The sequence below is a fragment of the Leucobacter chromiiresistens genome (assembly GCF_001477055.1).
Lineage (GTDB): Bacteria > Actinomycetota > Actinomycetes > Actinomycetales > Microbacteriaceae > Leucobacter > Leucobacter chromiiresistens_A.
On sequence record NZ_LDRK01000062.1, the window covers coordinates 1 to 14,191 of the forward strand.

Genomic DNA, 14,191 nt, shown 5'->3' on the forward strand with positions numbered 1-14,191 from the left:
TGCGGGCGCGCGCCCGCACCACGACACGGCACCCGAGGAGCAACTGTGGCGAATACGCCGGCTGACCAGATCGTCTGGATCGACTGCGAGATGACGGGGCTCGATGTCGACCGCGACGGGCTGTGCGAGATCGCGGTCATCGTCACCGACTTCGATCTCACCCCCCTCGACGCCGGCTTCGAGATCGTCATCGACCCGGGCGAGGCGGCGCTGGAGCACATGAACGACTTCGTGCGATCGATGCACGAGAAGTCGGGCCTGCTCCCCCGGATCGCGGAGGGCGCGAGCCTCGAGGAGGCCGAGCGCCGGGTCATCGCCTATCTGGAGCGCTTCGTCACCGCGGGCCGGCGCCCGCTCGTGGCGGGGAACACGATCGGCATGGATCGCCGCTTCATCGCGAAGTACCTCCCCGTGCTGGAGGAGCGGCTGCACTACCGCAGCATCGACGTCTCCACGATCAAGGAACTGAGCCGCCGCTGGTACCCGGCGGCGTACTCGGGCGCGCCCGAGAAGACCGGCGGGCACCGCGCGCTGGCCGACATCGCCGAGTCCATCCAGGAGCTCGCGTACTTCCGCGATGCGGTGATGGTCGCGATGCCCGGTCCCGACAAGGAGGCGGCCGGATCGCACGCGAAGCGCGCCGCGGAGCGTTTTGCGACGCTCGTCCACGGAGACGAGGCGCAGTAGTCGGGCTGCGGCGCGCGCGACGCGCGCGCCGGGCCGGCCGGTTTGGCATTGAAGCCGGTGGGTGGGTTATGATGATCAGGTTGCCCGGCGAGCTCACGCGAGTCAGGTCAGCATGGTGGCTATAGCTCAGTCGGTAGAGCACCGGCTTGTGGTGCCGGTGGTCGCGGGTTCAAGTCCCGTTAGCCACCCCAAGTGAATCGAGGCCCGCCTCGCACACGGATTCAGATCCGGCGCGAGGCGGGCCTCGTTCGTGGGAGCACCGCGTTCGGCGCGGCCTGCGGCCGACCGCGCCTCGCGCCCCGCCTACCCGCGGCGACGCGCGATGTCGGCGAGCGTGTAGCTGCCGAGCGGGTTGAGCCGCAGCTGCTGGCGCGCTGCGGCGACGAGCAGCCCGCGGAGATGCCGCGCACGCCCGGCCCGCACGATGCGCGTCCGCAGACGGTAGGCGTCGGTGTAGGCGACGCGGGGCGCCCACACGGGCGAGCGGCGACGGTTCGACACCCCGACTGTGAGATGCAGGAACGCCTGCGCGCTGCCGATGGCGGACGCCGCGTCGACGCCGATCGAGATGGACGGGAGCGACGCGGGAGCCTCGCCCCCCTCCCCCTCGACGGCTCGCAGCGAGCGGAGGTCGGTGTACGGCGGGATGTAGGGCAGGCACCGCGCGAAGTCGACCCCCGCGTCGGCGATCTCGTCGAGCGGCATCTCCGCGTCGAACCCCATGAAGCGCTCGAACGTCCACGCAGACGCCGGCGCGAAGGAGGTCACCTGCGCGGCGAAGCCCACGTTCATCACGAGGAGATCGGGAATGCCCTGCAGCCTCGCGCGCCGGGCGATGAGCGATCCGATCTCGGGCTTCGTGAGCTCCGACTCGTCGAGCACGAGCGCCGCCCCCTGCATGAAGTCGGCGACGTTCTCGGGAGTGACGCCGTCGAAGAACGTGCGCACCTCGGCCTCCGGGTTGATGTCGATCACGCGTTCGCGGAAGACCTCGGCCTTGCGCCGTCCGATGGTCGCGCTGCTCGCACCCTCGACGCGATTCACATTCTCCAGTTCGAAGACCTCGGGGTCTGCCACGCTGAACGCGGCGACGCCCATGCGCGCCAGTTTCAGTCCGAGCTGAAAGCCGTCGCCGCCGACGCCCGCGATGGCGACGCGCGCAGCGTTGAGGGCGCGCTGCTCGTCTTCGCTCCAGAACCCGTAGTTCCTCGAGAACTGCGGGGCCTCGACGCCCAGAGCGGTCATCGCAGCTGCTCGCTCAGCGCGCGCTTCGGGGCGCGGCCCACGTAGGTCATGGCTCCGTCGTCGGCCCGGTACTGATCGATGATCCCGCCCTGTCGGTCGTTCACGCGCTCCGTCGAGAGCGGGATGTCGATCTCGATCGGGAGGTTGTAGTCGAGGTAGTGCTCGACGTAGCGCGGTTCGCCGATGCGCGAGATCGCGATGGTGCCGCGCAGGTGGCGCTCCAGCCAGGGCTCGATGATGGCGAAGGTGCGCTCGAGGCCGTGGTTCGCCTCGTAAGCGAGCATGACGGCGAACAGGTGCCACTGCACCAGCTCCTGCATGACGGCGTGCTCGTGGCGGGCGATCACCCGCGAGACCTCGACGCTCCGCGGCGACAGGTCGCCGTCGACGAACGAGTCGGGGCAGAACTCCTCGACGGGGAGCGGGAGCTCGTCGCCGCGGACGATGAGGCGCGAGACCCCGACGACGCGCACCCCGTCGATGTGGTTCTCGAAGACTGCGAAGGTGATCGAGCGGGCGTCATCGGCGTCGCGGTCGGTGCCGTCGGGCTGGATCTCGCTCTCGTCGAGCTGGCCCGTCTGATCGACGTAGACGTTCTTGCGCAGCTCGAAGTGCGCCCGGTACTCCGACTCGAGTCCGGGTCGCGGAACGTCGTTCTCCGCGATGATGCCGATGCACATGCGCGCGGTCGGCTGCTCCGCGAACAGGGCGGAGCCGATGACGGGGATGACGTCGTGGTTCGTCACGGAACGGTCGATATGGGACAACGCCGAGGATCCTCCTGTTGGCGCGGCTGCGTGCGCCGCGGATACGTCATGAATGCCCGGGTGTGACCTCGAACGACTCCTGCAGGTCTCATTGTGCCCGAATCGCGGTTGATCGCGCAGCGCGGGTTTCGCACGGCGAGTCGCGGCCCGCCCGTCCGGGTCGCCGGACACCGCCGGTCAGAGCCCGACAGCGGCGCGGTGGTGCGAGACCGCGAAGGCGTGATGCTAGCATATGTGCACTACTGACGTCGAAATTGGGGGAAAGGTGCAGGGAGACGGTTGGAGCCGCGGGAACAATGTTCGTTCCCGATCGGCGCTCGATGACGCCCGCATGAAAGTGCTGCTCACCGCGGTGAAGCACGTCGAAACCGTGGGGATCTCCCTCGGGGTGTCGCAGGACCTCATCGACCGGATCTGCCTCGAGGCGGGCGTCTCGTCGAAGCAGTTCGGGCAGGTGTGGCCGAGCGCGAACGCGTTCATGGCCGATCTGTTCTGCGAACTCGCGAACCAGGCGCAGATCGACCGCGCCGACACGGAGACGCTGCTCACGACGTGGCAGTACCTGAGCATGCGCACGGAGGATCTGCGCACGCCCGCGGGCCGCCGCAGCGTGCTCATCGACATCATCCGCACCGCCGCGGAGTACAACTTCGAGGTGGTCACCGCATCGAGCAAGTGGCGCACGTACGCGGCGCTCTCGACCACGATCATGGCGTGGCCCGACGAGGCGGATCGCTCCCGCGTGCTCGATGCGCTCCAGGCCAGCGAGCTCTCATTCGTCGAGACGATGGAGAACTTCTACCGCAACGTGCTCCCCACCGTCGGCTACCGCCTGAAGCCGATGTTCCACAACGACTACCAGCCCTTCGTCGTCGCCGCAGCATCGGTGATCGAGGGCCTCGGCATCGTGCGTGCGACCGTCCCCGCACTCGTGGGAGCGCATTTCAGCGCGCCGGCCGCCGAATCGGCGGGCGGGAGCCCCGATGCGGCGCCGGACGACACCTGGTCGGTCTCGGCGCTCGCCTTCATGGGCGTCGTCGACGCGTTCGTCGAGCCCGATCCGGAGTTCGTCGCGGCGGAGGCCATCTCGAGGCTCAGCTCGGGGGTCGACGTCACGCCCCAGTCCTCCGGAGCCGACGCGTCCTACTGAGTCCCGGGCATCACGCGATCTCGGCGCGCGTGCCGAAACGGCGCAGCCGGTCGCGGGTGAGCGCGAACGACTGCGGTCGGCCGAAGTAGTAGCCCTGCACGCTGCGCACGCCGAGCTCCTGCAGCGTCTCCGCCACCGCGGCGCTCTCGATGCCCTCGACGACGACCGTGCGCCCGAGGCTGTCGCCGAACCCCTGGAGCGCCTTGATCAGCTCGCGCTGCCGGGAGTCGTCGAGGTTCCCGATCAAGCTCTTGTCGATCTTCAGGATGTTCATCGGGAAGTGCACGAGTGCCCCCACCGAGGAGTCATCGGAGCCGTAGTCGTCGAGCGCGATGATGAGGCCCGCGGTCTGCAGGTTCTCGGCGTCGCGCCGCAGCTCGTCGGTGACGGATCGCAGTGAGCGCTCGTTGAGCTCGATGCAGAGGGTGACGTCGGGGTGCGCCCGGGCCGCGTCGCGCAGGAAGGGGCCGAGCTCGGCATCGCTGATCTGGCCGAGATCGAGGTTCACGGTCACGCAGCTCACGCTCGGCTCCAGCGCGCGGAACTGCTCGGCGGCGTGGAGTGCCTTCGTGATGACCTGCTCGGTCAGCGCGTTCATCAGCCCCAGGCTCTTGGCCCGCGCGATCAGCGAGGGCGCGGAGATCGGGCCGAGCTCGGGGTCGACGTAGCGCGTGAGCGCTTCGAACGCCCAGATCTTCCCCGTCGAGATGTCGACGATGGGCTGGAAGGCGAGCATCAGCCGGTTGCCCTCGATGGCGCGGGCGACGATGTCGTTGAGGCGAGTGGAGCGGTGCGAAGAGATGCTCACCGTGCTGCCGGCGGCGTCGGACCCCTGCCGCCTGGAGCGCTTGGCCTGCAGCATCGTGCGATCCGCGTCCTCTACGAGGGACTGGGCGTCGATTTCGCGGTGGCTCGAGAAGGCGAGCCCCGCGCTCACCAGGGGCCTGAGATCGTGCCCCTCGAGGTCCATGCGCTCGCTCAGCGCGGCGATCACACGATCGGCGGACTCCTTGGCCTGGTCGATGGAGACGAGCCCCGTGAAGATGACGACGAACTCGTCGCCGCCCACCCGAGAGACGAAGTCGCCTCCGCCCGCGGCACGCTCGAGACGCGCGGCGAGCGCGCGCAGCAGCGCGTCGCCGGCGCGGTGCCCGAAGTTGTCGTTCAGCTTCTTGAAGTTGTCGAGGTCGATGAAGAGCAGGGCGATGCCCTCGTGATAGGCGCGATGCTCGTTCGCCTCGATCAGAGCCTGCTGGAATGCGCCGTAGTTCGGCAGCCCGGTCAAGGGGTCCGTGTTGGCGCGCAGCTCGAGCGAATCGACCTCGTACTGCATGCGCGCGGCCTCGCTCGCGAGGTGCGCCAACGACTCGATGGCGCGCTGGTCGTCGCGCGTGAAGGCGCCGCCTCCGAGTTTGCGCGAAGCAACGAGGTACTGCTCCGATCCCGCTGCGAGCGCGACGGGCGCTCCGATCTCATACGTGGACGGCGGGGCGTCTCGCAGCTCCACGCTGTTGGCGCGCACCACTCCGCGCGTACGGTTGAGCAGCGCAGCGCTGAGGGACGACCCGCTCTCGCGCGGCAGCTCGATCGCGGCATCCACGACCGCCGAGAGCCGCGCCTCGATGTCGTCGGAGCGCGAGCGCTGGGCGAGCACGTAGAAGAGGGAGCCTGCGAGCAGCACCACGAACGGAGTGAGGCTGACATCCGGATCGCTCTCGAGCCAGGAGATGACCGTCGCGTCGATGTAGTGGATCAGCGTGGCGGTGACGGAGACCACGACGACGAGGAAGCCGACGCGGCTCGGCTTGACCGAGGCGGCGCTCACTCCCCGGTCCACCTCCTCCCGCCCCCACTGGCGCGCGAACTCGGCGACCAGCACGACGCCGTAGAACGTCGCGGTCGCGATGACGAAGGTCGGGAGCGACCAGAAGCCGAGCGCTTCCAGCCCGAGGCGCACGGCGACGAAGGCCACCGCGCCGACGGTCGCGAGCCCGGCCGTGTACAGCGCCAGCCAGACGTTGCGCCGCAACCACGCCTGGGCGATCACGACACCCATCGCCCAGATGCACACTCCGATGAACGGCGCGTGGTGCAGCGGATCGATGGAGAGCATGACGATCGAGACGCCCGCTCGCGGGAACCCGCGGTCGTAGCCGATGCGGATGTGGAACGGCCCGCAGATGATCACGCTCGCGATCACGGCCAGCACGAGCGTCCACGAGGTGGGCGGGTGCACGACGAGGTGGGCGATGCCGGTGCCGATCGCGACGAGCGCGAAGAGCATGAAGGGCGCGGCGAACACCGCGTCCCCCTTCGCCACACCGACGCGCTGCACTGCGACCCCCTTCTTCCCCGTGCTTCCGCGCATTCCTCCTGCGGCAATGCGTGAACGCAGCAGCTCATTATGTCATGGGAGCGGCTCGCGGCTTCGCGCAATCTTCCCCGACGGCGCGGAGTCGTTCTGTGTAGGGTGAAGGCATGCTCGACATCTCACACGAGGAGTTCGAATCGCTGGTCGCGGATGGCCTCGACTCGCTGCACGACGACATGCTCGCGCAGCTCGACAACGTCATCTTCCTGGTCGAGGATCGACCGTCCGACGGCAGTGAGATCCTCGGGGTGTACGAGGGGTTCTCGCTCGCCGAGCGCGGGGCGTACGGGTATGGCGAGGAGCCGGATCGCATCATCCTCTTCCGCGAGAACCTGCTCGACCACTGCTCCGATCAGGAGGAGCTCGTACATGAGATCCGGGTGACGCTCGTGCACGAGATCGCGCACTTCTACGGCATCACCGAGGAGCGCATCCACGAACTCGGGTGGGGCTGATGCAGACCGCGCAGCCGGAGGCGCGCACGCGCCGACTCGAGGAGACGACCAGCCTGGAGTCCCCCGTCTGGCAGACGGTCGTGTGGGACGACCCGGTCAATCTGATGTCGTACGTCGCCTTCGTCTTCCAACGGCACTTCGGATTCAGCCGCGACCGGGCGGAGGAGCTGATGCTGCAGGTGCACCACGCGGGAAGCGCGGTCGTCGCGGAAGGGTCGCAGGAGGCCATGGAGATGCACGTCGAGGCGATGCACGGGTACGGGCTCTGGGCGACCGTGCGTCAGGCGGGCGACCTGTGAAGCTCCTCCCCCTGCCCGGCCGCGGGCTCCGCCTCCTGCTCGACCACGACGAGGCCGCGATGCTCGACCAGTTGGTCGCGCAGCTCATCCAGCTGCTGCAGAGCCACAGCAGCACGGCGCTCGATCCCGACCCGCTGTTCGCGAGCCTCGAGGTCGGGGGCTCCGACGAGACTCCCGACGACCCCGCTCTCGCTCGGCTCTTCCCCGACGCGTACGCGGAGGATGCGCAGTCGGGCGAGTTCCGCAGCGTCACCGAGCAGGGCCTGCTCAATCGCAAGCTGCAGGACGCGATGGATGTGACTGCGGCGCTCGGGCTCGGCGGCGGGGCGCCCGCTGATGGAACGCTCGTCGAGGTCGACATCTCGCAGTCCACGCTTCCCGCCTGGGTGCGCACCGTCACGGCGCTGCGCCTCGCGATCGCCGCCCGCATCGGGCTCGACGGGTCGGAGGATCGGCAACGGCTCCTGGATGACGCGGAGACCCGCGGCACGGTCCTCGTGTTCGACTGGCTCGCCGCGATCCTCGAATCGGTGCTGGCGATCGTCGAGTCGGGCGAGGCCGACGACGAGCCGGATGATGACGCGGCCCGCGGTTCGGAGGCGGGGAGCCGAGACGACTGAAGCGGTCGGTCCGGTCAGCCCGGCTCCTCCAGTGAGCGCGGGTCGACGACCGTTCCGCGGCCCCGCAGCAGGCTCGCCGATGTCACCCCTGCCGCGCCGAAGCGCTCGCGCACGTCGTCGACGGCCTGGTCGACGGCTCGCCAGCCGTCGTCCTCGCTCCAGAGCGCCGCGATGTCGGACCCGGCGGGCATGAGCTGCTCGGCGCGCACGCCGATGAGGCGCACCGCACGGCCCCCGCGATCCAGCGCCGCGAAGAGATCGCGCGCCGTGTGGTAGATCCGCTGCGTCGCATCCGTCGCCTCGGGGAGCGTGCGCGACCGCGTGATCGTCTCGAAGTTGCCCCACCGCACCTTGATCGAGACCGTGCGGGCCTCGGCGGCCGCCGCGCGCAGCCGCTCCCCCGTGCGCGTCGCCAAGCGCAGCAGCTCCCGCTGCAGCACGCCCGTGTCGGAGACGTCGTGGGCGAACGTCTCCTCGTGCCCGATGCTCTTCTCGGTGCGCGACGTCTCGACCCGGCGCGCGTCGCGTCCGTTCGCGAGCTCGTGCAGCCGCCGTGCGCTCGCCGCGCCGACGATGCGCTCCAGCGACGGCAGCGGCTCGCGCGCCAGCTCTCCGACGGTGCGAATCGCGCGGGCGTGCAGTGCGCGCTCGGTGGCCTGGCCGACTCCCCACATCGCGCCGATCGGCAGGGGGTGCAGGAACTCCAGGGTGCGCTGGGGCGGCACCTCGAGAATGCCGTCGGGCTTCGCGCGCTGGGACGCGAGCTTCGCGACGAACTTCGTTCCGGCGAGCCCCACGGAGGCCGGAAGGCCCGTACGCTCCCGCACGCGCTCGCGGATCGCACGGGCGATCTCCACGGGCGGGCCGAAGAGCCGCACCGTTCCCGCGACGTCGAGGAACGCCTCGTCGATGCTCAGCGGCTCGACGAGCGGGGTGAACTCCTGGAAGACCGCCATCACCGTCTTCGACGCGCTCCGATACTTCGCGTACACGGGCTCGACGAGCACGAGCTGCGGGCAGAGCTGCTTCGCGCGGGCGACCGGCATGGCGGAGCGCACGCCGAAGCGCCGCGCCTCGTAGCTCGCGCTCGACACCACCGAGCGGGCCGTGTCGTGCGCCGCCGCCACCGGGAGGCCCACGAGCTCGGGGCGGTCGAGGAGTTCGACCGACACGAAGAAGGAGTCCATGTCGACGTGCAGCACGGAGGCGATGTCACGCGGCGACTCGAACATGTGTACTATTCCATCACGCTCGACGCTCAGCCGCCAGCTTCGACGACGAGCCGCGCGAGTTCCTCGTCGACCACGAGCTCAGTGATGATTCGGGCGGAGAGCGCTCCGCGCAGGCTGTCGCGCTTCGCGGCTCCCGATACGACGCACAGGCGATGCGGAATGCGCCGCACGGTGTCGAGGGAGGGTCCGCTCGAGCGCTCGTTCAACGCCACGCCGTCGGTGCTCCCGTCGCTGCGGTAGAAGACGGTGCCGCAGTCGCCGACGACGCCCGCTCGCACGAGCTCCTGGAGATCGTCGCGATCCAGGTAGCCGCCGGAGTAGATGCGGGAGCGGGGATCGCCGATGCGCGATCCGAGACCGAACACGTAGAGGTCGCTCGACGCCTGCAGTTCGAGCACACGACTCACCGAACGCTCCCGCCAGAGCGCGCGGCGGGTGTCCGGGTTGTCGAAGATCGCGGGGACGGAGAACTGGTAGACGGAGGCGGCGAAGGCGTTGCCGAAGCCGCCGAGCAGCTCCGCGGCGTACGAGACCCCGGTGGTGCGCACGTTCGCGGCCCCGTTCATCTGCACGACCCGCGTCTCGTGCACGGTCTTCGAGGGCAGGTGCCGTGCGACGGCGCTCATCGTCGCGCCCCAGGCGACGCCGATCGTCGAACGGTCTCCCACTGCGGCCGCGACGCGGTGGGCCGCCGTGCGGGCGGTGCGCTCGAGCCGATCGGCTTCCGAGGCGCGTGCGGGCGAGGGGACGACGTGCGCGGTGATCCCGTACCGCTCGGCGATTCGGAGCTCGAGCTGGGACCGGGCCTCCTGCGGGGAGTGGACCTGGATCTCGACGAGACCGGAGTCGCGCGCGTACGCGAGCAGCCGTGAGACGGACGATCGCGACACGCGCATCTCCTGCGCGATCGCCTCCATCGTGAGATGCTGCAGGTAGTACAGTTGCGCGGCTCGCAGAGCCTCCCGCGATCTGGACGAACGCGCCGTCACCGCTGCCCCCTTCGCTCGGTTCGATGAACACATCATGCACATACGTGCAAAGAGGTTGCAACTCGGTGCAGAGCGGGTGGAAGCTGACCTCGAACGTCGAAAGGTTGAAGCCATGAATGATCGCACGCCGACCACCCGACCCGCGGTTCGCAGCCTGCGGGATCGCCCCCACGCCGATGTCCTCATCATCGGCGGCGGCATCAACGGCATCGCGACCTTCCGCGAACTCGCACTGCAGGGAATCGACGTCGCCCTCGTCGAGCGCGGCGACTTCGTCTCCGGCGCCTCCTCCGCATCGAGCCACATGGTGCACGGCGGCGTCCGCTATCTCGAGAACGGCGAGTTCCGGCTGGTGCAGGAGGCGGTCGCCGAGCGCAATCGACTCCTCCGCACTGCGCCGCACTACGTACGACCGCTGCAGACGACGATCCCCATCTTCTCCACCTTCTCCGGCATCCTGTCCGCTCCCTTCCGCCTGCTCGTCACACACGGCCGCGGAAAGGCGCGCGAGCGCGGCGCCGCGCTCATCAAGATCGGCCTGACGCTGTACGACACCTTCTCGCGCGACGGCGGACAGGTGCCGCGGCACAAGTTCCAAGGCCGGAGGCGCTCGCTCGGCGAACTCCCGCGCCTCAACCGCGACGTGAAGTACACCGCGACCTACTACGACGCGTCGATGCACGACCCCGAGCGGCTCGCGCTCGACGTGCTGCACGACGGACTCGTCGCGGGCGGCGATCGTGCACGTGCGGCGAACTATCTGCCGGCCGTCGGCTTCGACAACGGCGCAGTGCAGGTGCGCGACGAACTCACGGGCGACGTGTTCGATGTCACCGCGAAGGTGATCCTCAACACGAGCGGCCCCTGGACCGACCTCACGAACGAGGCGCTCGGTCAGGGCACCCGCTTCATGGGCGGCACGAAGGGGTCGCACATCGTGCTCGACCACCCCGAGCTGCTCGCCGCGACCGGCGGCCGGGAGATCTTCTTCGAGCACTCCGACGGCCGCATCGTGCTGATCTACCCGTTGAAGGACCGCGTGCTGGTGGGCACCACCGACATCGATGCGGATCCCAGCACCCCGACCGCCTGCACGAGCGACGAGGTCGACTACTTCTTCGATCTCATCTCCCACGTCTTCCCCGACATCACGGTGGACCGCTCGCAGATCGTGTACACGTTCTCGGGCATTCGCCCCCTGCCCCGGCACGACGACACCGCCCCCGGCTTCGTCTCGCGCGACTACCGCATCGAGTCGAGCGAACGCGCCGGCGTGCCCCTCCTCAGTCTCGTCGGCGGCAAGTGGACCACCTTCCGCGCCCTCGCCGCCCATCTCGCGAACGACACGATGGAGCTGCTCGGCGTGACCCGCACCGTCGGCACCGAGAGCCTCGACATCGGCGGCGGCAAGGGCTTCCCGAAGGGCCGGGCGGCGCGCACCCGATGGGTCGCCGAGCGCGCCGACGGCAACGACCGCGCACGAGTCGAGGCGCTGCTCGACCGCTACGGCACGCGCGCCGACGAAGTGCTGGCGGCGACGCCCGAGCACGACGCGGCACTCGAGCTGCTCCCCGCCTACACCGCGGCCGAGCTCGCGCATCTCGCGGCATCCGAGCAGGTCGTGCACCTCGACGACCTGCTGCTGCGGCGCACCGCGATCGCGTTCCTCGGCGGGCTCACCCTCGAGCGCCTGCGGGCCGCGGCCGAGGCAGTCGCCCCCGCACTCGGCTGGGACGACGCCCGCGTCGACGAGGAGGTCTCCCGCACCGCCCACCTGCTTCGCACCGCCCACCGCATCGACGTCGAACGCGGAGGCGCCGCCGTCGATATCTGAGCGGGGCGACCCGGCGGGTGCGGCGCGTAAGCCCCGCACCCGCACTCAACACCCACCGCGAGCCATCCGTCTCGCATTCCTGAAAGGTCAACGACGACATGCCAGATGTCAATCTCGGTCTCTACTTCCTCTCCGAGTTCGTCGGTACAGGTCTCCTCATCCTGCTGGGCTGCGGCGTGGTCGCCAACGTCGCCCTCGCGAAGACGAAGGGGAACGGCGGCGGCTTCCTGCTGGTCAACTGGGGATGGGGCCTCGCCGTGTTCGTCGGTGTGCTCGGCTCCGCGTACTCGGGCGCGATTCTGAACCCCGCCGTGGGCATCGGTCTCGCCATCGCCGGCAAGATCAGCGCAACCCAGTTCCTCATCGCGACCGCCGCAGAGCTGCTCGGAGCCATCGTCGGCGCCGTGCTCTGCTGGCTCGCCTACCGCTCGCACTTCGACGCCGAACCCGACGCCGCTGCGAAGCTCGGCGTGTTCTCGACCGGTCCCGCGATCCGCACCCCCTTCGGCAACTTCATCACCGAGGTCATCGGCACCTTCGTACTCGTCTTCGCGGTCTTCGCGTTCGCCGATTACGGCGACATCCAGGTCGGCGTCCCCGGAGGCCTCGGGCCCCTCACCGCGCTTCCCGTCGCGCTCGTCGTCGTGAGCATCGGCGCGTCCCTCGGCGGCCCCACCGGCTACGCGATCAACCCGGCCCGAGACCTCGGGCCCCGCATCGCGCACGCGATCCTCCCCATCAAGGGCAAGGGCGGCAGCGACTGGGGCTACGCATGGGTGCCCGTCGTCGGCCCGCTCGTCGGCGGTGCGATCGCCGCCCTCCTCGCCCCTCTGGTACTGGGACTCGCAGCCGCGGCCTGAGCGCCCCGAGCAACGAAGCCGACACGAAAGGAACACCATGTCCGAATACATCATCGCGATCGACCAGGGCACGACCTCGAGCAGGGCGATCATCTTCGACCGGAGCGGCAGCATCATCTCCGTCGGCCAGAAGGAGCACGAGCAGATCATGCCGCAGGCCGGCTGGGTCGAGCACGACGCCCTCGAGATCTGGCGCAACGTGCAGGAGGTCATCGGCATCGCGCTCGGACGCGCCGATCTGACGCGGCACGACATCTCCGCGATCGGCATCACCAACCAGCGCGAGACGGCAGTGGTCTGGAACCGCAAGACCGGCAAGCCGGTCTACAACGCGATCGTCTGGCAGGATACGCGCACGCAGGACATCGTCGACCGCCTCGCGGCCGACGGCGGAACCGACCGGTTCAAAGACATCGTGGGGCTCCCCCTCGCGACGTACTTCTCGGGTACGAAGGTCGCCTGGATCCTCGAGAATGTCGAGGGCGCGCGCGAGGCCGCCGACGCGGGCGACCTGCTCTTCGGCACCACCGACAGCTGGGTCATCTGGAACCTCACGGGCGGGTCGGAGCACGGCGTGCACGTCACCGACGTGACCAACGCGTCGCGCACGCTGTTCATGGATCTCCAGACGCTCGAATGGCGCGACGACATCCTCGAGGCGTTCGGCGTGCCGCGCTCGATGCTGCCCGAGATCAAGTCGTCCTCCGAGGTGTACGGCACCGCCGAGGATTCCTCGCTGCTGCGCGAGACGCCGATCGCGGGCATCCTCGGCGACCAGCAGGCCGCGACGTTCGGCCAGGCGGCGTTCACGGCCGGCGAGTCGAAGAACACGTACGGCACCGGCTGCTTCCTGATCTTCAACACGGGCGAGGAGATCATCCATTCGAAGAACGGTCTGCTCACGACCGTCGGATACAAGCTGGGTGACGGCCCGACGCATTACGCGCTCGAGGGGTCCATCGCCGTCACGGGCTCGCTCATCCAGTGGCTGCGGGACCAGCTCGGGATCATCTCCGACGCTCCCGAGGTCGAGCAGCTCGCCGACAGCGTGCCCGACAACGGCGGCGTGTACATCGTGCCGGCCTTCTCGGGGCTGTACGCACCGTACTGGCGTCCCGACGCCCGTGGCGCGATCGTGGGCCTCACCCGGTACGCGAACAAGGGACACCTCTCGCGCGCGGCGCTCGAGGCCGTCGCCTACCAGACGCGCGATGTGCTCGACGCGGTGAACGCCGATGCGGGCGTCGACCTGACGGAGCTGAAGGTCGACGGCGGCATGGTCGCGAACGACATGCTCATGCAGTTCCAGGCCGACATTCTCGGGGTGCCCGTGGTGCGTCCCGTCGTGGCCGAGACGACGGCGCTCGGAGCGGCCTACGCGGCCGGTCTCGCGGTCGGCTTCTGGTCGGGCCTCGACGACCTCTCCGCGAACTGGCAGGAGGATCGCCGGTGGGAGCCCGAGCTCGACTCCGCCGAGCAGGAGCGTCTGCTGCGTCAGTGGCGGAAGGCGGTCACCAAGTCGATGGACTGGGTGGACGAGGACGTGCGCTGAGCACGCTCCCCGTGAACGTCAGCGGGCGGCAGTTCGAGTGAACTGCCGCCCGTCGGCGTCTCTGCGGGTGGACCGGCAGCGCGGGTGAGGGTTCGCGGGCGACCGGCGACCGGCCGGGCGCCCGCGCGAT

General features: G+C 69.4%; 13 protein-coding genes and 1 tRNA gene. 9 read left to right on the forward strand and 5 right to left on the reverse strand.

The features are described 5' to 3' along the window. Positions 1-45: 45 nt before the first annotated feature. Both orn and NS354_RS09440 read left to right on the forward strand, forming a co-directional pair. Positions 46-687, forward strand: a complete 642-nt coding sequence (gene orn / locus NS354_RS09435; RefSeq protein WP_082678006.1) for an oligoribonuclease — start codon at positions 46-48, stop codon at positions 685-687. A 115-nt stretch (positions 688-802) separates the two neighbouring features. Then, a tRNA-His gene (locus tag NS354_RS09440) sits at positions 803-878 on the forward strand. A gap of 112 nt (positions 879-990) precedes the next feature. Here the strand turns inward: NS354_RS09440 and NS354_RS09445 are convergent. Together NS354_RS09445 and NS354_RS09450 are read right to left on the reverse strand one after the other, a co-directional pair. After that, positions 991-1,932: a ThiF family adenylyltransferase gene (locus NS354_RS09445; RefSeq protein WP_058594264.1), complete on the reverse strand. Its 942-nt coding sequence runs from the start codon at positions 1,930-1,932 to the stop codon at positions 991-993. Then, positions 1,929-2,678 (reverse strand): hypothetical protein, encoded by a 750-nt coding sequence (locus NS354_RS09450; RefSeq protein ID WP_241490467.1) that lies wholly within the window; start codon positions 2,676-2,678, stop codon positions 1,929-1,931. The genes NS354_RS09445 and NS354_RS09450 overlap by 4 nt, the downstream gene beginning before the upstream one ends. A 352-nt stretch (positions 2,679-3,030) precedes the next feature. On the opposite strand from NS354_RS09450, the gene NS354_RS09455 reads away from it, so the two are divergent. Beyond that, a complete protein-coding gene (locus NS354_RS09455; protein WP_058594266.1) occupies positions 3,031-3,849 on the forward strand; it encodes a hypothetical protein in 819 nt (272 codons plus the stop codon). Between the two features lie 10 nt (positions 3,850-3,859). Here the strand turns inward: NS354_RS09455 and NS354_RS09460 are convergent, their stop codons facing one another. Further along, a complete protein-coding gene (locus NS354_RS09460; protein ID WP_193750751.1) occupies positions 3,860-6,184 on the reverse strand; it encodes a bifunctional diguanylate cyclase/phosphodiesterase in 2,325 nt (774 codons plus the stop codon). Positions 6,185-6,327: 143 nt separating this feature from the next. On the opposite strand from NS354_RS09460, the gene NS354_RS09465 reads away from it, so the two are divergent. Genes NS354_RS09465 through NS354_RS09475 form a run of 3 tightly spaced genes read left to right on the forward strand, consistent with a single transcriptional unit; the run spans position 6,328 to position 7,594 of the window. Further along, positions 6,328-6,675 (forward strand): metallopeptidase family protein, encoded by a 348-nt coding sequence (locus NS354_RS09465; protein ID WP_058594268.1) that lies wholly within the window; start codon positions 6,328-6,330, stop codon positions 6,673-6,675. Next, positions 6,675-6,974, forward strand: coding sequence for an ATP-dependent Clp protease adapter ClpS (gene clpS / locus NS354_RS09470; protein WP_153002168.1), 300 nt, complete (start codon positions 6,675-6,677; stop codon positions 6,972-6,974). The genes NS354_RS09465 and clpS overlap by 1 nt, the downstream gene beginning before the upstream one ends. Next, complete coding sequence (locus NS354_RS09475) at positions 6,971-7,594, forward strand: DUF2017 family protein (protein WP_058594270.1); 624 nt, start codon at positions 6,971-6,973, stop codon at positions 7,592-7,594. Before clpS ends, NS354_RS09475 begins: the two co-directional genes overlap by 4 nt. A 14-nt stretch (positions 7,595-7,608) precedes the next feature. Here NS354_RS09475 and dinB read toward each other — a convergent pair whose 3' ends face one another. Beyond that, positions 7,609-8,826, reverse strand: a complete 1,218-nt coding sequence (gene dinB, locus NS354_RS09480) for a DNA polymerase IV (RefSeq protein ID WP_058594271.1) — start codon at positions 8,824-8,826, stop codon at positions 7,609-7,611. Between the two features lie 26 nt (positions 8,827-8,852). Then, positions 8,853-9,848, reverse strand: coding sequence for a sugar-binding transcriptional regulator (locus tag NS354_RS09485; protein ID WP_058594284.1), 996 nt, complete (start codon positions 9,846-9,848; stop codon positions 8,853-8,855). Between the two features lie 79 nt (positions 9,849-9,927). Here NS354_RS09485 and NS354_RS09490 point away from each other — a divergent pair, with 79 nt between their 5' ends. From NS354_RS09490 to glpK, 3 genes are all read left to right on the forward strand, one after another. Beyond that, positions 9,928-11,649: a glycerol-3-phosphate dehydrogenase/oxidase gene (locus tag NS354_RS09490; protein ID WP_058594272.1), complete on the forward strand. Its 1,722-nt coding sequence runs from the start codon at positions 9,928-9,930 to the stop codon at positions 11,647-11,649. Between the two features lie 98 nt (positions 11,650-11,747). Next, positions 11,748-12,509 (forward strand): MIP/aquaporin family protein, encoded by a 762-nt coding sequence (locus tag NS354_RS09495; protein ID WP_058594273.1) that lies wholly within the window; start codon positions 11,748-11,750, stop codon positions 12,507-12,509. A gap of 37 nt (positions 12,510-12,546) precedes the next feature. After that, positions 12,547-14,061, forward strand: coding sequence for a glycerol kinase GlpK (gene glpK, locus NS354_RS09500; RefSeq protein ID WP_058594274.1), 1,515 nt, complete (start codon positions 12,547-12,549; stop codon positions 14,059-14,061). Positions 14,062-14,191: the final 130 nt, after the last annotated feature.